Source organism: Pseudomonadota bacterium (assembly GCA_022361155.1).
Taxonomy (GTDB): domain Bacteria; phylum Myxococcota_A; class Polyangia; order Polyangiales; family JAKSBK01; genus JAKSBK01.
The window spans coordinates 1-19993 of record JAKSBK010000199.1 but is presented as its reverse complement, the minus strand read 5'-3'; the positions used below and the strand labels follow the sequence as shown (position 1 = coordinate 19993).

Genomic DNA, 19993 nt, shown 5'->3' with positions numbered 1-19993 from the left:
CCGGTAACGTGGCCTATCGCGAGTTCTGTCGTATCGGAGGGGGCAAGGTCCCCGACGCTAAAACCTTGGTCCGGCTTGGGCAGTTGTCGGACGCATCGGTGCTGCAGACGATCTTCGATCGACTGGTACAGACCGCAGTCAAAAGGGGTCGTCACCAGAATCTGCCTCGATTTTCACTCCGGTCAGGGTTGCTTGCTTGGCTGTGATCCGAAACTGCCGGGCGATGAAGCAGAAGTCGCGGCCCAGCTCGAACAGGAAGCTCTGGAGGTCGTCGACGAGCGCTCGCTCGATGTCGCTCTCGGTCATGGCCGCGCGCCGCTCGATGCCGAGGAACTCGAAAACGTATGGATCGCGGAGCTGCCCGGCCGTCGAGTCGGCCAGGGCTCCTTCGCGGGCCAGGGCGAGAACCTCGTCGCGGTTCTCGCTCAGGCCGATGCGCTCGTAGAGCATGCTGTCCCGCTGTCGCTGTAGCTCCCCACGGACCAGCGCTCTTTCAGGCAGTGGAGCTCGTAGAAAGCGCGTGGCGTGACGTCGTCGATCCGTGAGAGCTCGAGCAGATGAGAGAAGGTGAGCGTCGTGAAACAGGTGGGTGCGGCGCAGCGTGCGGCGCGTGACCATCACCGTCATTCCAGGGACGATGTAGCGTGGTTGCGTCATGCTTCGCACACCGCACCAAGCGTGCCGGACACCGCCGCAGCTCATTTCGCACACTTACGCTACCGCTTGCGACGAAAGTGCCGGAGCACGCCGGCGGACGCCAACCCAGGTCGGATCGGGCGGGAGCACCAGCCCGCTTCGTTGGCGGTGGAGGTGACGGAGGCGGAGGCGGCGCGGAACAGGTCCGCGGGGTTCCGGCTACCGGATGCCCGAATCGCTGACCGGCTTCGGAGGTCCGGACGGACCCGATGGAATCGCATGGGGCGGGAAAGGAGGAAGCGCACCGGAATCAACTACGACCGACGTAATCGGAACATTGTCGGGGCCTAGACGATAGGCCCCGCAGCTACGACCCGGGCGCCTGCCATGATTATTGTTGCAAAAACAGCCTCTACAGCAGTCTTGCTCTGAACGACATGAACGGCACCTACCGTTTAGGCACAGAAAGGCTCCGCAAAGACCCGTACTCGCAGCCAGCTTCGGCTCACATGTTCTGCCATAGCGATCTGCCGGGGTAGCGCAAACGCCCAAATCGCAAAAATCACTACGACATTCACTATCCGACGCACAGGACTCGCCCATCTCCTGGAGGCCGCCGACCGCCAAACCGTTAGACGCGTCGTCGACCGGCGCGGACATTGATACGCAGGCCAACATTGATGTTGGGCATATGACCCCGAGTATCAAGATTCTGATCATTTTGCATTTCCTTCCCACACCAGAAGGCAAAACACTCTTAGTAGTCAGGTCAATATGGGTCGCAGATGGCAAATGGATTATCCCCCCCTGGACGCGACGCGCCCCCGTCGCCCTTCCGCCCAACGGGTGCGTCGTCACCCTGCGCGCGTACCCACTCGTCGACTTCGGAGAGCTTGAACTTCCAGAGCCGGCCGATCTTGTGGGCGGGGAGGCCGCGACTCTCAATCCACCGGTACACCGAGTCCTTGGCGACTCCGAGATGTTTGGCGACCTCGTCGACCGAGGCCCAGGGCTCCGTCATGTTCCGCTCCATGGGGGAAGCATTCCGCTGGAGCACGACGGTACCTGACCCAAGCTCTGCCCACAAGAACGGATTAACGTCGAATAGAATCGAGGAGTCGATCAGAGCCCCTGGGAATGACCTGCAGCCCGCGGAGTATCGCGCGGACCTCGTGGTGTTGCTCAGTGGTGACCAGCCCGTGCTCGGCATTGTGCTCGAGGTTCAACTGGGGACCGACGCGAGGAAGCGATTCAGCTGGCCCGCATACGTGATGAACCTGCGCGCTCGATTGCGTTGCCCGACATGCCTGCTGGTAGTTGCACCCAGTGCCGAGATCGCCCGCTGGTGCGCCCAACCAATCGAAGCTGGCCCGGGTTGGAGCTTTCGGCCGTTCGTGCTCGGGCCCGATGCCGTTCCGATCATCGCGGACCCGTCCGCGGCTAGGGGCACACCGGAGCTCGCCGTGCTTTCGGCCGTGGCCCATGGCGCCAGCGCAGCGCCGGGGCGGGCGTTCGAGGTTGCGGTGGCCGCACTGGGGGCGGTCGCCGGATTGGAGGGCGAACGAGTTCTGCTATACTCAGACCTGATCTATGACTCGCTCGGCGAGGCAGCGAGGAAGGCCCTGGAAGCGATGGATCTAGACAAGTACGAGTTTCAGAGCGCGTTCGCCAAGCGCTTCCTTGCTCAGGGGCGCAGTGAAGGGCTGGAAAAGGGGCGCGCCGAGGGCGAAGCCCAGGCGCTGCTGCAGATCCTGCAGGCCCGCGACATCCCAGCCAACGCGGAACAGCGGGCGCGAATCCTCAGCTGCACCGACTTGGAGCAGCTGAACACGTGGATCCGACGCGGCCTGCGGGTCCGCAGCGCCGCCGAGCTCTTCGAGTCCTAGGCTCGAGTTGAGCAGTTTTTGCAAGCGAAATTGCTGCGAAAGTAGGCAGTTCCAGGCGCGACGAGGAGTAATGGTGGTGTCATTGCGACGAGGAGCAACACCGAAATGCCTGCTTTCCCGGCGATTGCAGCCGTGAAAACCGCTCAAACTCGAGCCTAGGCCGCGAGCCAAGTCGCAGAACTCGGCAACGGGCCGCCACGGGGCCGAGTCGACCGTCCCCGTCAGGAGCGGCCGGCAAGTAGGACCACGATGGTGGCAAATCCGCCACGTTGCAAATCCGCCACGTTGCAAATCCGCCACGCTCTCTTCTGCTGTACCCGTTCAGGCTGGCGAGGCGGCGTCGCAGGGCAGCGACGAGGACGTAAACAGCCCAGAGGAGCGCCTGGAACGACTCGGGGTTCACCGGCGGCTTGCCGGCGAACTTCGGCGGGATCTCGATCATCGCCTTGTTGATGAGCACCGCGACGGGATTGAGATCGCTCGCGTAGGCCTCGAGCCCGAGGCGCTGCGCCTCGAGGGGCGGAAGACCATCCCGGCCGATCGCGGGCTGCGATTCCTCCATGAGCTCGCCGATCTCGGCCACCGCGTCGTTTTGCTCGGGGAGAATCTCCTTTTCGTAGTGTCGGAACAGCGCTCGATACGCCTTCTCGGTCGACAGGTCTGTCCGCAGCCGCGACGGCACGCCCACCTGCGGAAAGTGGGCGTAGTCGATGTCGGCCTTGGCGCATAGGTTGTCGAGCGCTCGGCGGGTGAATCCGTACTTCCGTGAAAATGGGTTGCGCCGGACATCGATGACGCGCTTGATCCCGCTGCGCAGCAGATGATCGAGGAACGCATCGACGGAACGGCCCTCATAGCCAACCGTGTAGACGGCGACCTCTGCAGCTTCTTCAACGTCGTCGTGGGAGACGAGCTGGCTACGTGACGCGTACCAGGGGTAGCGATCGTAGACGACCCGGAGAAGTTCGTCGCGCCGGAGGCCTCCATACCGATCCAGCGTGGACGAAACGCAGTCGCGAACCCGGCGTGTCAGGCCGGCGACCTCGTCTTCGGCCTCTTCGCGCGCCTCCGGAAGCACCTTCAGAACCTTGTCGGCCAGGTACCCTTCGTCCCTCAGCGCGGCGAGGTCCTTGTAGACAGTGAAGGAAAACGGGCCGTACTGGTACGGCAGGAAGTCGTAGAAGGCGACCCGATTGGCTACGTCGCTCTCGTGGCGCGCGAGGAACAACCACTTGACGAGCTCAAGCTTGCCCGGGCGTCGAGACGCCTGGAGAAGAAAGTCGAGAAGTACTCGTTGTCGTGCATACATATCCGCTCGCGGCGTTCTCCCCGAGTCATCTTAGGCGCTTTGATCCCCGGAATCCAGAAACGCTTCGGCGCGTTCGGTGTGGTCGTCGAGAAACCCGGCGTCGCTGGCGATCGCCGCCCACCGCTTCCGCTGCTCGCTCCACACCGGCGTGGCGCCGACATGGCGAAGCATGTGCTCGCTGATGGGGTCCCGGCCACTGACGGTGCGGGGTAGGAATAGGATCTGCTCCTGGATATCGGGTGCGAGCAGGAGGAGGTTCAACGCGTGCTCGGGCTCGAAGGCGCCCACCTTGGAGCGTGCGCAGCACCGCGGCACGCAGCGCCCGCTCGCTGATCGGCTGCACGCCGGGACGACCTGGATCGGCCCTGCCCAGCAGGCAGTGGCACCCACGGAAAGGAAGCCCCAGCGCGCGCCAGACTTGCTGGAGTTTTGGGGAGGCCACTTGCGCGACGACTAGTATGATCTTACTATTTATCATACTTGAGACGCGCAGATGGCGACGACCGAACGCGTGACCGTGACCTTGCCCGCCGAGCTGGTTGAGAGCATCGATCGGCTCGAGCGCAACCGGAGTCGCTTCATCAAAGACGCGGTGGAGCATGAGCTGGCCCGCCGGCGCCACGAGGAGCTCCGCCGTTCGCTTGAGCACCCACACCCCGAGGCGGCAGAGCTGGCCGACGCCGGCTTGGGCGAATGGGCTGCATCGCTGCCCGAGGGCGATGAGGGGCTGGTCGACATGTCCGCGGGCACTCCGGTGCGATGGGTCGAGAGTAAGGGCTGGGTCGAGGAGCAATGAACCTCGACCGCGGCACTGTCGTCCTCGTTGGCCTCGATCCCACGGTTGGCCGCGAGCAACGCGGCCTGCGACCGTGCATCGCCGTCAGCGATCCCGCGGTGAACGCCGACCAGCGCTTCCCGCTGATTGCCATCGTGCCCGTGACGGGCACCGCGGGCGAGGGAGCGCTCTATCCGGAGCTGTCACCCGGCAAGAGCGGCCTCGCGAAGACGTCGTACGCCCTTATCGACCACATCCGTTCGGTGGACAAGCGACGCATCCGGCGCGTGTTCGGTCGGGTGGCGGACAACGAGCTCAGCCAGATCGATCAGGGGCTCGAGCTGTTCCTCGGGCTCGGCTGAATCGGATTTATTTCACCCCGATCGTACGACGGGGGCTGTGGGCGGCTTGACCTATCTTGTCCAGCAGCTCTCAACAGCTACCCATGGGCCCCGCCGGGCGACAGGCCGAGGCTGCCCTCCGCGGTCGTACAGACGGGCACGTTCGCCGGCAGACCCGCCTCAGCTGGCCGCGCACGCAGCTCGCACCGACGGCCTTCTCGCCGCCCACAACGTCGCCCCAAGCCAGTCACCACGCAAGTCGTCCGGGCGGGGGGTCTCGCGCGCAGGGACCGGCGGGGGGTCCTGATGTTTGAGCGCTGATGGACGCTGTCGTGAAGCGAGCATCTCCGAGCCGGCCCCCGGTTGTTCCTCAGGCTCAAGGCGCGAGTCCGGGGGGCACCGCCGGGCCCTGCGCGCGAGACCCCCCGCCCGGACGACGCCAGGTCATCCCTGCCCACAAGTTGCTCCGCACGTCCAGCACGCCGACATCGCGAACGGGCGCGCAACCGAGCGCAGCGATCACCGGTTGCCTACAGGAGTGCAGATGCTGGGGTATCGAAAGCAGAACCAAACGGCCCAGACGATCCACACGCACGATCGACACCCATCGGTTTCACCGATCGGTGCGATCCAGACGATCCGCAGGGGGGTATACAACCCCCTTTTTGCACCAACATGTAGCTATAGCTACGCTTCAGAACACGCAGCGATTGCGTGAACTGCTGATCAGAATCGGTGACCGTGACAGGAGCCAAGCCCGCCGTACCGCTCACGCTGTACAGCAGCCGGGGCGAAGCGCTGGTTGCCGTCGTGACCGACGAGCACGGGCAAGCGCACTTCTCCTACACCCCGACTCCGTTTGCGACGCTCACACCGGGCCCCGGCGGCCAGCGATTTCCGCGCGCTTGGTCGGTACCGGCGGCGTCCTTTCTCCGACTGGAGTATTTCGGCGAGGACCGCGCGCCGTTGGCGGGACGCGACGGCCCGGAGTATCGGGGATACGCCGAGAAGTAGCAACCAAGCCAGCGCCCCGCCAATTTGCACGGTTGGTGTGTGGCGGCTCCTAATCGCTGTGCAAGGACGCTACCCTCACTCGAGGTTCGATGGTGTGGAACCTCGACGACACGCTGCAGGTGCTGGCACACGCCGATGCGAAGCTGGAAGCTGCGGTGGGCGAGCCCGGTTCGCTGGCTCCCGATCGACGTCGAGCCTCCTTGCTGAGTGAGCTTTCGGACGCGCTGCTCAGGGATCAGCCGGCGCCGATCCTGGAGGCTTTCGGCACGGGCCTGGCCTCCATAGCCCGCGCCCAGCTGTGCAGCTTCCCGGGCAATCTGTTCTGGGATTTCGATTTCCTGGCCGCCAGCCTGCTCTTCGAAGCGCAGCGCAGCCCGCGACCCGCGCTGCAGCTGCGGGAGCTTTGTTCGATGATCGTGTCGCTTCAGGACCTCTTTGGCCAAGGCACGAGCGTGCGCTTTCAGTATGCGCACGATTTCCTCTACGGCTTTGATTGGGCTCGCTGGGTGCGAACCGAACCGCGAGCTCGGGCCGGCTGCGGACCCTTGAGCCGGCCGTTCCTCGCAGCACTGCTGCAGCGCGGCGAACAACTGCTGGAGCTGATCGCCAAAAACGACCCCAAGTATCCGCGCCTGGCCGGCGATGTGCCCCGCAATCCGTTTGCATTCTCTCGCACACCACATGACGAGGAGCGTCTCATGAGGCACCTGGCAAAGCACGCTCTGATCCCTGTTCAAGCCTGGAACCCGAGGGCACGCCCAATCTGGAACCTGCCCTTCAGCCAGCTGCGCGAGCGGCAGGCACAAGCCCTCGGCCTGGTTCGCTAGTTCCAGTCGCTGCCCATGCCGAGCGCCAGCGACCACAGCAACCATTGCAGGACAGCGGCCGCGGAGTTGAGCGTGACGAAGCGGGTGCAACGAGCACGGTCACGCGCGTCAGCCGAGCTCACCGCGCTCAGGTTCAGAGCCACACAGGCAAGCGGCGCAGCGCACGCCAGGTAGCGCAGCCTGGGATGCTCGCCCGCAAGCCCGAGACCAGGTACCAGCGCCGCGAGCGCGAGCAGCACGAGGCTCACGACCCGGCCGGCGCGCTGCCCGTTACGGACAGGATAGGTGCGCTTGCCACTGTTGCGATCCGAGGGGAAATCCGGCAGCGCGGTCGTGATGTTGCCGGCGTACCCTAACAAGAACGTCGATCCCAGCACCCACCAAGGTAGCCCGGCCAGGGTAGCGGACTGCAGGTAGTAGCCGAGCACCGGCAGCAGCACCCCAACGCCAAGGGCTTGCAGCACCTCCCCTCCTCCCCGATACGACAGCCGCAGCGGCCGCAGGTCGTAGGCCCAGATCAGGCTCACTCCGGCGAGCGTCAACCACAGTGTCAAAGGGCGCTGGCGCGCAAACGCCAGATACAGTGCCAGCAAGATCACAAACGCGAGCACGAGCCGGGCGGCGAACGCGAGCTGGTGACGCCCGAGCTTGTTTTCCACGAGGACACGCGAGCCACCGGAAAAGCGATTGAACGTGGTGTTGGTGCGGTCGGTCGCATGATCGGCCCAATCGTTGGTAAAGACGATCAGGAGCTGATCGAGTAGCCCGTACAGTTGGATCCACAGCAACAAGCCAAGCTCGAAACGCCCCGTCGTGGCAAGAGCAAGCGCCTGCCCAAAAAGCATGGGCGGTGCGATGTTGAATTGTGCCAGCGGACGCGCTGCCTGCAGCCAGGCGCGAAAGCCCGAGCTCACGCTGCGCCCTGACATCTCGGGCAGTAGTGCGTCGTGCGCTGACCGACGCGTGTGCTGCGAATGCGCTGCCCGCAGCGGCCGCAGGGCCGTCCGCTGCGGCCATATACGCGGCGCTCATCCTGGTAGCCTCCGTCGCGTCCATCGGGCGCGATGAAGTCGTTGATGCTCGATCCACCGGTTTCGAGGGATCGTCGCATGACCCGCCTGAGCTGCCTAACCAGGTCGGCACATTCTTCGCGGCGGAGGCGACTCGCAGCGCGCTCGGGATGAATACCAGCGAGAAACAGGGCCTCGTCGGCGTAGATGTTTCCTGCGCCCGCAAGGACCGACTGATCGAGCAACACGGCCTTGATGCTGGCCCGGCGGGTCCGCGTGGCCCTGAACAGCGCGCCGCCGGTAGCCTGGAGCGCATCGACGCCCAGTCGTTCGAGCCGGGCACAGCTGCTGCCCGGTGCCAGCAGCTGTATCTTGCCGAACTTGCGCACATCGCGAAACAGCACGTCGGCGCCGCGGTCGTCGAAGCAAAGCCGCAGGTGCGTATGCGCGTCAGGCTCGAAAGGTGCCGTGGTCTGCTCGGGCCCCAGCGCAGCGCGCGCCGACCGGCGCAGCAGCCTTACGCTCGCGACCCCTCGAGCAAACAGCTGGCCGGTCATCCCGAGATGAAGCAGCAGCCTCGACCCGTCATCCAAGTTGCCAAGCAAGTACTTGCCGCGGCGCTCAAGAGCCTCGAAACGCCTGCTGCGAAGCAACCGGCGCAGGCGATCGGGTTTCGTCAGGAATACGTAGCTGTCGGGGCTCGTGTAGACCCGGCGCAGTGCCCTTCCGACCAGCAGTGGGGCAATACGGCGACGGGTGATCTCCACCTCGGGCAGCTCGGGCATGGCTTGGCCATAGCCTGCTTGGTGGGCCTTGGACAAGGCGCCCTCCGCTCGGCCTCGTGGTCCGCTGCGGTCCGCTTGACCGCATGACCGAGCGAGGCCGGTGGCGCTCGGATCGACCAACGCGCGCCTATCGTCGCGTTGTCGTTGGGCGCAGATGGCAAGGCAGACCCGAACGGTCCGTGGTCCTATCGGCCTGGCGCCTCAGAATCGGCTGTGGCAGGTTAGGCGCCGGGTCCATGAGCGAAAGCCGTCGTCATCCCCCGTCGGCCCGCAAGCTGCGGCGCGCTCGCAGGGCCGGGCAGGTGGCACGGAGCGGCGAGCCCACGCTGGTCGCGTTGCTGCTCGGCGCATTGGCTTTGTTCGCTCTGCTGGGGCCGTCTCTGTTGGCCCGGGTGCGCCAGTGCTTCGACCTGAGCCTGCATACCATTGCCCGCGGCGGCGACCCGGTTGCGGTGGCCCGCAGCTGCACGGTGCTCGCAGGCGAGCCCCTAATCATCTCGGCAGCGGTCGTTTTTGCGCTGAGCTGGCTATCGGGCTTCCTTCAGGTGGGGCCGCTCTTCAGCCTGCGCGCATTTCGGATTGACCTCGCACGCCTGGCACCCGATCGCGGCTTTCGGCGCATTGCCTCGGGGCTCGCTTGGCCGCTGCTCAAGTCCTTGCTCAAGGTAGCGCTCGTTGGCGCGCTATCGGTCGCACTGCTCGCGTCCGTCCGCGACGCGCTGGCCCTGCTGAGGGCCGACGAACTGGGGCACGTTGCGGGCCATGCGGCCGGCCTGGGCGCCCGAACCGTGCTCCACTCCCTTGCACCGCTCGCCTTGCTGGCAGTGCTTGATGTCCTTTACCAACGGCACCGTCTTCGCGAAGAGCTCAAGATGACCCAGAGCGAACTGAAGCGGGAGCTGCGGGAAACCGAGGCCGACGCGCTCGGCTGGCGCCGACGTGAGCGCGCGCGCCGCGCGTCCCGTGCGCGAGCAGTGTACAGCCACGAACCGCAGGCGCGCTTGACCGATGGCTGAATCCGTCGCGAGCACTGGGCAGACAAGCCAACTCACCGCCGAGCAGCCGGCGACGGACTGTGTCGCTGTGGCCGTGCCAGTCCCCGTGCGCCGCCTGTTCACCTATCGCGTGCCGGATGCTTGGCGCGATCGCGTGCGACCCGGATGCCGTGTGGCGGTTTCCTTCGCTGGACGCAAGCTCGTGGGCTACGTGACGGAATCCGCACAGACCGCACCGGCAGGTGCCAAGGTCAAAGAGATCGTGGCCGTCCTGGACCCGAGCCCGATCTTTCCCAGGGAGCTGCTAGCGTTTCTGAGGAACGCCGCGGCCTACTATCTTCATCCGCTCGGCGAGGTTTTGCGAAGCGCCGCGCCTGCACTCGACACGAAGTCGGTGCGGGTGCTGCGAGGCGCGCGCTTCCTTGACCAAAAGGAAACGCTGCCGGGCCGCAGCGTCGCTCGCCGCCGGGTGCTCGTGGTTCGCAGGCAGCCCTTACAAGGTGACTGCCCGAAGCTGGGAGCCAAGCAACGGCGCGTGTTCGATCTGCTGGGCCAGCGTCCAGAGTGGAGCCTGCCGGAGCTACGCGAGCATGTCGCGAATGTCAGGGCTGTGGTGCGAGCTCTCGAAGCCAAGGGTCTCGTTAGCAGCCAGGAGCGCGAACTGGTGGTAGACCCCTACTTCGCCGCGCCGGTGCCGGCCGAGCGGCCGGTCGTCCCCAACGCCGCACAACAACGCGCCATCTCGCGACTCCGATCGCGTCTCGGCGGGGGTCCGGCCACGTTCCTGCTGCACGGCGTCACCGGATCGGGCAAGACCGAGGTCTACCTGCAGGTGATCGCCGGCGCACGAGCGCTCGGCTTGGGCGTGCTGATGCTCGTGCCGGAAATCGCGCTCACGCCGCAGCTCGTCGGGCGCTTCAGGGCACGCTTTGGAGACGGCATTGCCGTACTGCACAGCGGCCTAGGCCAACGCCAGCGCGCCGATGCTTGGCATAGCCTGCACGCGGCGCGTGTAGGCATCGCGATCGGCGCACGTTCCGCGGTCTTTGCCCCAGTGCCCAAGCTCGGTCTGGTGATTGTGGACGAGGAGCACGATGCGTCGTTCAAGCAGGAGGACGGGTTCCGCTATCACGGGCGGGACATGGCGCTGCTGCGCAGCCATCGAGCCGGAGCGGTGTGTGTGCTCGGAAGCGCGACTCCGTCGCTTGAGAGCTATTATCTCAGCGAGCGTGGCAAGTTCACGCTGCTTGAGCTGCCCGAACGTGCCACGGCGCAACCGCTGCCCAAGGTGCAGATCGTGGACCTCGGGCGCAACCGTTCGGGTCCATCCGGCCATCCGCTGCTCACGGGCCCGCTGCACCGTGCCCTTGAAAGCTGCCTGGCACAGCAGGGGCAAGCCATCCTGTTCCTGAACCGCCGAGGGTTCTCGCCCGCGGTACGCTGCGCGGCCTGCCGGCGCGTCATGGTCTGCCCTGCCTGTAGCGTGGCGCTGACCGAGCACCGCGAGCAGGCCTCGCTTCGCTGCCACTACTGTGACTTCGGCACGCCCAATACGCGCTGTTTGGCATGCAAGCACCCGCAACTCCTGCCGCTCGGGGCCGGCACCGAACGGCTACAAGCCGCGCTCAGCGAAACGTTTGCCCCGGCCACGGTTGCCAGGCTCGATCGCGACACAGCGCAAAAGGGCGGCCTCGAGAGCGTCCTGAGGCGCCTGCGCCGGCGGGAAATCGACATTCTAATCGGCACCCAGATGGTGACGAAGGGTCACGACATGCCTGGCGTCACGCTGGTAGGCATCGTGCTGGCGGATCAGTCTCTGGCCTTTCCGGATTTCAGGGCCAGCGAACGCACGTTCCAGCTGCTGGCACAGGTCGCCGGCCGTTCGGGCCGTGGTGAGCGTGCCGGAACTGTTCTGCTTCAGACCTTTCAGCCACAGCATCTCGCGGTGCGCTTGGCGGCGGCTCACGACTTCGCGAGCTTCTACCGTGGGGAGCTCGCCCTGCGGCGGGAGCTCGGCTACCCGCCCCTGACCCGGCTTGCCGCGGTACGTACCGATGCCGGAGACGAGAAACGAGCACGAGCGGCAGCCGACATACTGGCCAAACTCGCGAGAGCGCAGCAGGCGGTGCTCACCGGCGCGGTGCGTGTGCTCGGTCCCGCGCCCGCGCCGCTCCAGCGCCTGCGGGGACGCTACCGCTATCGTCTTCTGTTGCGGGCCAGCGACCGCGGGCTGTTGCGCTCGGTCGTCGTCCGATTGAACGCGCGCATCGAACAGGGCCTAACACCGGCGCGCGCGACGATCGACATCGATCCGGTCTCGATGCTCTAGCTGCAGCTTGGGAGGCTTCGGATCTAAGGGCCCACGGAAGAATGACTCTTCTGTATCGCCGAGGGCCGGGCGCCCTTGGCAAGGCGCAACGACGAGGAATATTGGGGATGTTTCGAGGAGGCGCAACATAGCCAGCGGTGGTCGGAACCGGTGAGATGGATGAGTTGTTCTTCCGTGGGCCCTAAGGGCGTGACGCGTCCTCTACCGCGCGCATGACACGCAGCACGTTGCGTCCCAGGATCTTGCCGATCTGCTCATCGCTGTAGCCGCGTCGCATCAGCTCTCGAACCAGGTCGACAAAATGGCCGACGTCGTCGAGCCCTTGGGGAGTGTGGCTCGTTCCATCGAAGTCCGAGCCGATCCCGATGTGGTCGACGCCGGCCACCTTGCGGATGTGGTCGATGTGATCGGCGACGTCGCTGAGCAGGGCTTGGGGACCCGGGTTGTCCTTGCTCCACTGTTCGAGCAGCGCCTTGACGCGCTCCTCGTCGTTTCCGTGCAGCTGTGCCAGTCGCCGGCGTTCGGCCTTGCGCTTCTCGCTGTGCAGCCGGACCTTCTCGCTAACGAAGCTACCGACGAAGGTCACCATGACGACTCCAGCGTTGGCCTTGAGCTGCAAGAGCACATCGTCGGGTACGTTGCGCGGATGGTCCGTGAGCGCACGGGCCGAGGAGTGGGAGAAGATGACCGGCACGCTCGACACGCGCAGCACGTCGCGCATCGTATCGGCCGACACGTGCGAGATGTCGACGAGCATGCCGAGACGGTTCATTTCTCGGACGACTTCCTCACCGAAAGCACTAAGCCCCCCGAGCTCGGGCTCGTCGGTACAGGAGTCGGCCCAGGGCGTGTTGTGGCTGTGGGTGAGTGTCATGTAGCGAGCCCCCAGCCGGTAGAACATCCGGAGTGCGCCGAGCGAACCGTTGATGCAGTGACCGCCCTCCATGCCTATCAGCGAGGCGATCTTGCCTTTGGCGTGGATGCGCTCGATATCGGCGGCTGTGAGCGCTGGCTCGAAGGCGTCCGGGTACTCGGCCGTCATTTGGTGCACGATGTCGATCTGCTCCATGGTGGCTCGCACCGCTGCGTCGCCTTGCAGCGAAGTGGGCACGTACACGGACCAGAACTGCGCCCCTAGTCCGCCGGCCCTCAGGCGTGCGATGTCGGTGTGGAGCGACGGTTGAGGCTCGCGGATGTCGAGCGCGTGGATGTCTCCGCGCGCCCGTTGCTGGATCCTCCAAGGCAGGTCGTTGTGGCCGTCGATCAGGGGATTCTCTCGCAGCAAGCGAAGCTCGCGGCTCTGGCTGGAGCACGCGGCCAGGCAGCCTGCAGCCAACACGAGCAGTCCTTTCATCCCGATCATTCTGGCCGGAGCATAGCAGAACACAGTTTACGCCGTCGCCGTACCCGCCTACACACCGTGGCAGGCATGCGTCTCAACTTGCTACTCAAGCTGCGATGCGAGCACGATGGTCACGCAATCGTGCTATTTCCGTGCCGTTGTACTAGGCTGCCGGCTCTTATTCATGGCTGGTGACCAGCAAGCGGAACGTCGGGTTGGGTTGCTGGGCGCCACGGGCGTCGGCGTCGGCGCCATCGTGGGGGGCGGCATCTTGGTCTTGGCCGGCGTGGCATTCCAAACCGCGGGCCCCGGCGCCATCTTCGCGTTCGGGCTCAACGGCTTCATCGCGGTGCTGACCGCGCTCAGCTTCGCCGAGATGTCCACGGCGTTTCCCGAGTCCGGCGGCGCCTACACCTTCGCGAAGAAGGTCCTGTCGGTACGGGCCGCCTTTGCCGTGGGCTGGGTGTTGTGGTTTGCGTACATCGTAGCAGGTGTGCTCTATGCGCTCGGCTTCGCCGAGTACGCCTCGGTGATGCTCGTCGACCTGGTGAGCCTCGGCGGCGATGCACCGGACTGGCTGGCCTCTCGCCAAATCGTCCTGCTCTTGGCGTTTGCTGCAACCGGCTGCTACACGCTTTCGCTGATTCGCTCGAACGCCGGCGGCGGCTATTGGGCAACCGCAGGCAAGGTGGTGCTCTTTGTGGTGCTGGTCGGCGCCGGATTGTGGGCTCTCGCAAAGGCGCCGGCAGGCCTCATCGAACGCAGCACCAGGCCCTGGCTGCCTACCGGGGGCGTGGGATTGCTGTCCGCCATGGGGTTCACCTTCATCGCACTGCAGGGCTTCGACCTGATTGCGGCTATCGCGGGCGAAGTCAAACAGCCGCGACGCGTGATTCCACGTGCGATGCTCCTGTCGCTCGCAGCGGCGCTGTTGATCTACCTGCCGCTGCTGCTGATCACGTCGACCGTGGGGCGGGACCCGCACAGCACGATCGTGCAGATGGCCACCGAGCATCCCGAAACGCTGATGGCCGAGAGCGTCGGCAACTACCTCGGTCGCGTTGGCTACTGGCTGGTGTCGGTGGCGGCGGTCCTTTCGACGCTGTCGGCGCTCGCGGCCAACCTGCTCGCCGCGTCCCGCGTTGCGCTGTCCATGGCCCGAGATCGGACCTTGCCTGTGGTGCTGGCGCGCTTGTCCCCAGAGCGAAGGACGCCTGCGGGAGCAGTGGTTGCGAGCGCGCTAACGCTCGTCGCGATCCTGATCATGGTGCCCGACCTGGCTTCGGCCGGAGCTGCCGCGAGCCTGATCTTCTTGGTTTCGTTCGCCTTGGTCCACCTTACGGCCTACCTGGCTCGCCGGCGGGGTGGCGGTGCGCCCGACGCCTACCAGACACCCTGGTTCCCTGTGCTGCCGGCGGTTGGAGGCGTGGCTTGCCTGGCCCTGGCGGTATTTCAGGCGGTAAAGGTGCCGAGCGCCGGCGAGATCACCGCGCTGTGGTTGGCCTTGGGAGGCATGCTCTATTACTCGCTGTTCTCCACTCGGGCCGAGGCCGTCGACGCGTACTCGCAGGCAGCAGATCCGGGCCTCGTGCGGCTGCGCGGCCGAAGCCCCCTGGTGCTGGTGCCCGTGGCAAACCCCGAGAGCGCGCCCGCGATGGTCCAGGTGGCCGCGGCGCTCGCCCCGCCGAGTTTTGGGCGGGTGCTCTTGTTGTCGGTGCTGCGCCGTTCGGACCGGGTCAGCCACGTGGGCGAGCCGCAGCCCTTCACCCTGGGTCAGGAGATCAGCAGAGCCATCGGCGCGTCCTTCGAGGCCGGTCACGAGCCCGAAACGCTGATCACCGTGGCGGACGATCCTTGGGCAGAAATCGCTCGGGTCGCTTCCGAGCATCGATGCGAGAGCCTATTCCTCGGCCTGTCGCGCTTGCATGACACCGGGAGCGGCGACGTGTTGCAGGCAGCGGCGCTCGAGCGCCTGCTCAACAAGGTACGCATGGATGTGGCTATTCTACGAGCACCACCCGGTTTTCGGCCGACCGAGGCACGCCGCATTCTGGTACCGATCGGAGGCAAGAGCGAGCACGACATCTTGCGGGCACGCCTGCTCGGCGGGCTGTGTCGCGGCACCGATCGCGAGGTCGTCTTTCTCCGCGTACTGCCGTCTGGCAGCAGCGAAGAGCGGCTGGCGCGCAGTCGCAGTGAGCTTCAGGGCTTTGCCGAGGAAGAGGCACCGCCCGCGACAGCGTCCGCCGAAATCGAGGTAGCCGACGACGTTGTCGAGGGCGTGGTTCGGCGTGCTGCCGAAGCCGATATCGTGATCCTGGGCCTGCAGCGGCATCGAGGTCAGCGTCTGTTCGGCGAGGTCGCGTTGCGCATCGCCACCCGTACCGAGGTTGCGACTATCATGTTGAGCCACGAACGTCGCGCCTGAGTTCCTGTCCAGAATGGCGCCATAGCGGTTTACGTCCTCGTCCCGGCCCTGCACCGTGTCGATCCGGAGCTGCCGTAGCGCTGCTATTCCTCGGTCCGGGCCTCCGGGCGCACTCGCTCTGGCATCCATTCCTTTAACCCCAGCGCTGGTAGCGGGCGCGCGTATGCTCCCGCATCCTGCGCGTCAGCTTGGGGTCCTCGAACAGCTTGATCAGCAGCACGCCCGCTATAAAGCCACCGATGTGTGCCCAGAAGGCCACGCCTCCCGACACGCTCTGCTGGCTGCTCAGCAGGCTCGGCAAGCCAGCCAGGACCTGGTAGCCGATCCACCACAGCAGCATGAGGAACGCGGGCACCGAGATGATTTGCACGAAGATGAACCAGATGAACAGCACCTTCACGCGCACGCGCGGGAACAGCACCAGGTAGGCGCCGAGGACGCCCGAGATCGCGCCCGAGGCTCCGACCATGGGGACGGGCGATGCGGGACTGACCGCGATCTGCAGGGCCGCCGCGGCCAACCCGCACAGCAGATAAAAGACGACGAAACGCATCCTGCCCATGGCGTCCTCGACGTTGTTGCCGAACACCCAGAGAAAGAGCGCGTTGCCCAGGATGTGGGCCCAGCCTCCGTGCAGGAACATGGACGTGACGGGCGTGGCGAAGTTGATCGGGTAGTCATCCACGACGCAGAGCATGTTGGGGCCGATGGGCACGCCGCCCCCTAGGCGCGCGAGCCCGGTGAGCTCCCCCGGCACCAGGCCGTAGTTGCAGACGCTGGCTGCGAGCGCGATCTGGTCGAATCCCGCACCCTGGATGAACAGCCACACCAGACCCAGCGCCGCAAGCAGGGCGATGGTCACCACGGGGCGCCTTAGCGTGGGGTTGTCGTCGCTGATGGGGATCATGGTGCCAACTGTTCTAATGCCGGCGCAGGACGCTGGCCAACTCCGGGCTCGGGGCTCGTGCCGTGCCAAGGCGTCGCGCAGAGGCTGGATCGAGCAGAGGCTGGATCGAGCAGAGGCTGGATCGAGTAGCGTTACAAGCGCTTTTGTGCGACAGGATCCGGACGACGAAACATGATGCGATCGTCTCTTGTCCATCGGGGGCTGGCCGCGAGCTCGGCACTCTCGAGGCTGGCGCGAGCCCTTGGGATTTGCTCGCTGCTCGCCGTGCTGTGCGGTTTCCCGTCACACGCCGCTGCCAACGGCCGCTACCCTCATGCTCAGCAGCTGATCGAGGATCCGCAGGACCCTGGGCGGGTCTGGCTGCGGGTGAGCTTCGGGCTGCTCACGATACGCGCCGGCGAGTCGCACTGGTCATGGATCTGCGAGCGCTCCATGGGCTACAGCGGCGAGCTGGACCCGGGGGTCGGGGTCCTGCAAGACGGCTCCATCATCGTGGGCCTGACAGACGGCCTCACCATATCCCGGGACCACGGCTGCAGCTTCGAGTTCGTCCCAGGACCGTTGATGGGCAATTTCGTCACCGATGTGACCGTGGATCCAAACAACCCCGCCCGCGCGCTCGCGCTCGCTTCGCCGGTACTGGCAACAGGCGTGCCGGCCAACTACCTCTTCGAGTCGACCGACAACGGGACAACCTGGACCCAGATCGGAGGCGACCTCGGCACGGATCTTCTGTTGTTCACGCTGGAAACCGCGCCCTCGGATCCAAACCGGATCTATGCGAGCGGCGTGGACGGCCAGGGCCAGGGCGTGCTGCTGCGCTCGACAGACCGCGGAAGGTCGTGGATGACCTTGCCCATTCCCGGTACTTCGCTCGACGTCACCCCTTTCATCGGGGCGGTCCACCCAACCAAGAAGGGTACGGTGTTCGTACGCGCGAGCGGCATCGACGAGGACCTGCTGCTTCACACGGCCAACGGTGGCCGGACGTGGATGACGCTGCTGCGTGACAGCACTCAGTTGCTGGGGCTGGCGCTGTCGCCCGACGGATCGACTATTCTGGCTGGTTTTGGAAACAAGCCCGGCAATACGATGTACGATCCCAAGGCTTTTGGCATCTGGCGCGCATCCACGGCAGATTTTCGGTTTGTCAAGGTCTATCCAGGGCCCGTCTACTGCCTGAAGTGGACCGCGCATGGTCTATACGCTTGCGCCAACCGGGAGGTCCAGGGCTTTGACCTGGGTCTGCTGCCCCAAGTCGACTTCCCCCCCATGGGCGTCGACCCCTTCGCGCCCCAGATGCTCGTAAGCCAGCTGCCCGGCCCGCTGGCCTGTCCCGCGAACAGCACCACCACCCAGTTCTGTCCGGGCGAATGGCCCATGACCTGCATGCGGCTCGGCGCTTGCCCCGTGCTGGACGGGGGCGTGGCCGCCGGCGATGCAGGCGGCGTTTCGGGACCCGACAGCGGCGCCAGCGACTCCGGGCCAAGCAACCCCCCGGAGGCAGGCCCGGTCTCGAGCCCGGCCAGCAGCGGCTGCGGCTGCGTCCTGGCCGCTGCTGGTCACGAGCTCAGCACACGTACGGCGGCCCTCGGGGCTCTGCTCGGCTTGCTGGCGTACGCCGCAGGTCTGACACGCCGCAGGCGGCGCGTCGCAGACCCGGGCCACCGACGCCGCTTGCACAGGCGTGGCACAGACGGTAGTAGCTAAGGAGACGCCGCAACCTAACTGCTCCGTTTCGCTGGCTCCGACCACCTGTGGCTGCGTTGCTTCCCGTCAAACTACCACCAGTATTCCTCGTCGTCGCGCCTTGCCAGCGGCGCCCGGTCCGCGCCGATCCGCAGCGGTTGTGTTGCGGCGCTTGCTGAGGCTTACTTGTCACTTCGCGCCAGCGGCGGTGGAGGCAGGTTCGGATTGGCGCCGGGCCACAAAGACAGGACGGAAAGCATGTCGGTGTCCAGGATCTCAGCCTGCGCTTCGTACCTTGCGGCCCTGTCGTGCTGGGGCCTGTGGTGGTGTGCTGCCGCTGGCTGTGGCGGCAGCGACGTGGGACCGGGCGGAGCGGCCGGCACCCTGACGGGAGGCGCAGGCACGGGTCCTGCCGGCGCCGGAACGGGTACCGGTGGAGCGCCCTTGGCCGGGATCGGAGCCGGCGGAGCGGCCGGTACTGGCGCCGGAGGAATGGGCGGGCTCGGAGCCGGCGGCTCGCTGCCGCCCACGGCAGGCACGCCGGCCCCGGGTGCGACGCCGATGGAGCAGCTCTGCAACACGGTGGCTACGTTCCCTCCGCCCATGTACGACCCTGCGAGCGCGGTCACCTGGTGGCAACAATTCGTCAGAAAGTACACGCGCCGGGTCAATGGCTCGCAAAAGAACCTCATGGCCGGGAGGTTCCTGCGGGACGAGCTCGTGGCCGCCGGCTACGAGACGACCATCCACGAGCTTCAGGGCAGGAGCGGCACCGTGCGTGCCGTGGAGGGCATCAAGCGCGGGCTGACCCAGCCCGACAACTACCTCGGCATTATTTCTCACTACGACGTGGTGCCCGACACGGTCCAGGGTGCGTACGACGACGGCGCTGGAGTCGCCGCAGCCATGCAGATCTGCAAGAACCTGGCTCCGGTTCCCACCAACAAATCCATCTCGTGTCTGTTCTTCGATGCTGAAGAGATCGGACGCCAGGGCTCGCAAGCCTACGTGGACAAGTTCGTCGCGACCAACATGAAGAAGTTCGATCACGGTTTCGGTTACGACATGGTGGGCCTGAACAAGCCCGGCCACGCCAACTGGAAGCTCTACGCCTTCTTCGGCTTCAACATGGGAATGGCATCGGCGCTGACCCAGTACCGCGGGGCAAACATGAAGTTCGTCGAGGCGATTCTCTACGATTGCCAGAAGCCCGGCGGGCTGATGACCAACCGCACCATCACCGAGACGCGCATGACCAACACCCGCAACTCGGACGAGGAAATCTTCGAGCAGGCGGGGGTACCCGTGTTTCGCTTCGCCGGTGGAGAGCGCGCCAGCGACTACAACGGCTATCACCAGCCCAACGACACCGTGAACAACGTGATCATGGAGGCGGGCGGGCGCATGCGGTTTCAGCGAGGCTTCGCCCACGCGATCTCGTTATCCCATTTCATCATCCTGGGCTACGACCAGTGGCACGCCACGATGGTGCCCCAGCTGTAACCCTCGCACCGGGAATGCTTATGTTGGCAAGAACGAACTCGGGCCTTACGTACCTTTCCATGTTCTCCAAAGCCGCTGCGGGCAGGGGCATCGCACGCATCGCACTGCTGGCATGCGCGTTGTCGTTGGCGCTCGGCGGCTGCGGAGCAGACCCCGGACCCACGACCTCGGGAGGCGGCGCCGGCCCCGGGGGCGCTGGCTCGGGTGGCGGCGCCGG

General features: G+C 65.7%; 19 protein-coding genes. 11 read left to right on the top strand and 8 right to left on the bottom strand.

Annotated features, from left to right (window positions below; genetic code table 11):
* Window positions 1-138: 138 nt before the first annotated feature.
* Together MJD61_07420 and MJD61_07415 are read right to left on the bottom strand one after the other, a co-directional pair.
* Complete coding sequence (locus tag MJD61_07420) at window positions 139-657, bottom strand: DUF1016 domain-containing protein (GenBank protein MCG8555102.1); 519 nt, start codon at window positions 655-657, stop codon at window positions 139-141.
* 748 nt (window positions 658-1405) lie between these two features.
* Window positions 1406-1657, bottom strand: coding sequence for a helix-turn-helix domain-containing protein (locus tag MJD61_07415; GenBank protein ID MCG8555101.1), 252 nt, complete (start codon window positions 1655-1657; stop codon window positions 1406-1408).
* A gap of 151 nt (window positions 1658-1808) precedes the next feature.
* Here MJD61_07415 and MJD61_07410 point away from each other — a divergent pair, with 151 nt between their 5' ends.
* Window positions 1809-2522 (top strand): hypothetical protein, encoded by a 714-nt coding sequence (locus tag MJD61_07410; GenBank protein MCG8555100.1) that lies wholly within the window; start codon window positions 1809-1811, stop codon window positions 2520-2522.
* 79 nt (window positions 2523-2601) lie between these two features.
* Here MJD61_07410 and MJD61_07405 read toward each other — a convergent pair whose 3' ends face one another.
* Entirely contained in the window at window positions 2602-3831 is a 1230-nt protein-coding gene (locus MJD61_07405; protein ID MCG8555099.1) for a DUF488 family protein, read from the bottom strand.
* Window positions 3832-3861: 30 nt separating this feature from the next.
* Entirely contained in the window at window positions 3862-4146 is a 285-nt protein-coding gene (locus MJD61_07400) for a hypothetical protein (protein ID MCG8555098.1), read from the bottom strand.
* 178 nt (window positions 4147-4324) lie between these two features.
* Between MJD61_07400 and MJD61_07395 the strand changes: the two genes are divergently transcribed.
* From MJD61_07395 to MJD61_07380, 4 genes are all read left to right on the top strand, one after another.
* The gene (locus tag MJD61_07395; GenBank protein MCG8555097.1) at window positions 4325-4627 is read left to right on the top strand and encodes a ribbon-helix-helix protein, CopG family; all 303 of its coding nucleotides are present in this window, start codon (window positions 4325-4327) and stop codon (window positions 4625-4627) included.
* The gene (locus MJD61_07390) at window positions 4624-4968 is read left to right on the top strand and encodes a type II toxin-antitoxin system PemK/MazF family toxin (GenBank protein ID MCG8555096.1); all 345 of its coding nucleotides are present in this window, start codon (window positions 4624-4626) and stop codon (window positions 4966-4968) included. Before MJD61_07395 ends, MJD61_07390 begins: the two co-directional genes overlap by 4 nt.
* A gap of 720 nt (window positions 4969-5688) precedes the next feature.
* On the top strand, window positions 5689-5961 hold the full coding sequence (locus MJD61_07385) for a hypothetical protein (protein MCG8555095.1): 273 nt from the start codon (window positions 5689-5691) through the stop codon (window positions 5959-5961).
* Between the two features lie 89 nt (window positions 5962-6050).
* On the top strand, window positions 6051-6788 hold the full coding sequence (locus MJD61_07380; protein MCG8555094.1) for a ferrochelatase: 738 nt from the start codon (window positions 6051-6053) through the stop codon (window positions 6786-6788).
* Here the strand turns inward: MJD61_07380 and MJD61_07375 are convergent.
* Together MJD61_07375 and mutM are read right to left on the bottom strand one after the other, a co-directional pair.
* Window positions 6785-7717 carry a prenyltransferase gene (locus MJD61_07375; GenBank protein MCG8555093.1) on the bottom strand — a complete coding sequence of 311 codons (933 nt, stop codon included), beginning with the start codon at window positions 7715-7717 and terminating at the stop codon, window positions 6785-6787. The genes MJD61_07380 and MJD61_07375 overlap by 4 nt on opposite strands.
* Window positions 7699-8619: a bifunctional DNA-formamidopyrimidine glycosylase/DNA-(apurinic or apyrimidinic site) lyase gene (gene mutM, locus MJD61_07370; GenBank protein ID MCG8555092.1), complete on the bottom strand. Its 921-nt coding sequence runs from the start codon at window positions 8617-8619 to the stop codon at window positions 7699-7701. Before mutM ends, MJD61_07375 begins: the two co-directional genes overlap by 19 nt.
* 200 nt (window positions 8620-8819) lie before the next feature.
* Between mutM and MJD61_07365 the strand changes: the two genes are divergently transcribed.
* Together MJD61_07365 and priA are read left to right on the top strand one after the other, a co-directional pair.
* The gene (locus tag MJD61_07365; GenBank protein ID MCG8555091.1) at window positions 8820-9599 is read left to right on the top strand and encodes an EscU/YscU/HrcU family type III secretion system export apparatus switch protein; all 780 of its coding nucleotides are present in this window, start codon (window positions 8820-8822) and stop codon (window positions 9597-9599) included.
* Window positions 9600-9666: 67 nt separating this feature from the next.
* Window positions 9667-11907: a primosomal protein N' gene (gene priA / locus MJD61_07360; GenBank protein ID MCG8555090.1), complete on the top strand. Its 2241-nt coding sequence runs from the start codon at window positions 9667-9669 to the stop codon at window positions 11905-11907.
* Between the two features lie 181 nt (window positions 11908-12088).
* Here the strand turns inward: priA and MJD61_07355 are convergent, their stop codons facing one another.
* Window positions 12089-13261 (bottom strand): membrane dipeptidase, encoded by a 1173-nt coding sequence (locus MJD61_07355; GenBank protein ID MCG8555089.1) that lies wholly within the window; start codon window positions 13259-13261, stop codon window positions 12089-12091.
* Window positions 13262-13376: 115 nt separating this feature from the next.
* Between MJD61_07355 and MJD61_07350 the strand changes: the two genes are divergently transcribed.
* Window positions 13377-15677, top strand: coding sequence for an amino acid permease (locus tag MJD61_07350; protein ID MCG8555088.1), 2301 nt, complete (start codon window positions 13377-13379; stop codon window positions 15675-15677).
* A gap of 133 nt (window positions 15678-15810) precedes the next feature.
* On the opposite strand, the gene MJD61_07345 is transcribed toward MJD61_07350, so the two are convergent.
* A complete protein-coding gene (locus tag MJD61_07345) occupies window positions 15811-16584 on the bottom strand; it encodes a rhomboid family intramembrane serine protease (protein MCG8555087.1) in 774 nt (257 codons plus the stop codon).
* Window positions 16585-16755: 171 nt separating this feature from the next.
* Here MJD61_07345 and MJD61_07340 point away from each other — a divergent pair, with 171 nt between their 5' ends.
* The 3 genes from MJD61_07340 to MJD61_07330 form a co-directional block, all read left to right on the top strand.
* On the top strand, window positions 16756-18294 hold the full coding sequence (locus MJD61_07340) for a hypothetical protein (GenBank protein ID MCG8555086.1): 1539 nt from the start codon (window positions 16756-16758) through the stop codon (window positions 18292-18294).
* A 237-nt stretch (window positions 18295-18531) separates the two neighbouring features.
* Complete coding sequence (locus tag MJD61_07335) at window positions 18532-19776, top strand: M20/M25/M40 family metallo-hydrolase (protein MCG8555085.1); 1245 nt, start codon at window positions 18532-18534, stop codon at window positions 19774-19776.
* Window positions 19777-19796: 20 nt separating this feature from the next.
* On the top strand, window positions 19797-19993 hold a 197-nt coding region (locus MJD61_07330), incomplete at its 3' end, for a hypothetical protein (GenBank protein ID MCG8555084.1).

What these genes read in the sequence shown, in the direction of transcription:
- MJD61_07350 (MCG8555088.1), top strand. Translation starts at nt 13,377, where the DNA reads ATGGTCACGCAATCGTGCTATTTCCGTGCCGTTGTACTAGGCTGCCGG.
- MJD61_07355 (MCG8555089.1), bottom strand. Translation starts at nt 13,261, where the DNA reads ATGAAAGGACTGCTCGTGTTGGCTGCAGGCTGCCTGGCCGCGTGCTCC.
- MJD61_07365 (MCG8555091.1), top strand. Translation starts at nt 8,820, where the DNA reads ATGAGCGAAAGCCGTCGTCATCCCCCGTCGGCCCGCAAGCTGCGGCGC.
- MJD61_07395 (MCG8555097.1), top strand. Translation starts at nt 4,325, where the DNA reads ATGGCGACGACCGAACGCGTGACCGTGACCTTGCCCGCCGAGCTGGTT.
- MJD61_07335 (MCG8555085.1), top strand. Translation starts at nt 18,532, where the DNA reads ATGTCGGTGTCCAGGATCTCAGCCTGCGCTTCGTACCTTGCGGCCCTG.
- MJD61_07380 (MCG8555094.1), top strand. Translation starts at nt 6,051, where the DNA reads ATGGTGTGGAACCTCGACGACACGCTGCAGGTGCTGGCACACGCCGAT.
- MJD61_07345 (MCG8555087.1), bottom strand. Translation starts at nt 16,584, where the DNA reads ATGATCCCCATCAGCGACGACAACCCCACGCTAAGGCGCCCCGTGGTG.
- MJD61_07415 (MCG8555101.1), bottom strand. Translation starts at nt 1,657, where the DNA reads ATGACGGAGCCCTGGGCCTCGGTCGACGAGGTCGCCAAACATCTCGGA.
- MJD61_07390 (MCG8555096.1), top strand. Translation starts at nt 4,624, where the DNA reads ATGAACCTCGACCGCGGCACTGTCGTCCTCGTTGGCCTCGATCCCACG.
- MJD61_07375 (MCG8555093.1), bottom strand. Translation starts at nt 7,717, where the DNA reads ATGTCAGGGCGCAGCGTGAGCTCGGGCTTTCGCGCCTGGCTGCAGGCA.
- MJD61_07405 (MCG8555099.1), bottom strand. Translation starts at nt 3,831, where the DNA reads ATGTATGCACGACAACGAGTACTTCTCGACTTTCTTCTCCAGGCGTCT.
- MJD61_07340 (MCG8555086.1), top strand. Translation starts at nt 16,756, where the DNA reads ATGATGCGATCGTCTCTTGTCCATCGGGGGCTGGCCGCGAGCTCGGCA.
- MJD61_07420 (MCG8555102.1), bottom strand. Translation starts at nt 657, where the DNA reads ATGACGCAACCACGCTACATCGTCCCTGGAATGACGGTGATGGTCACG.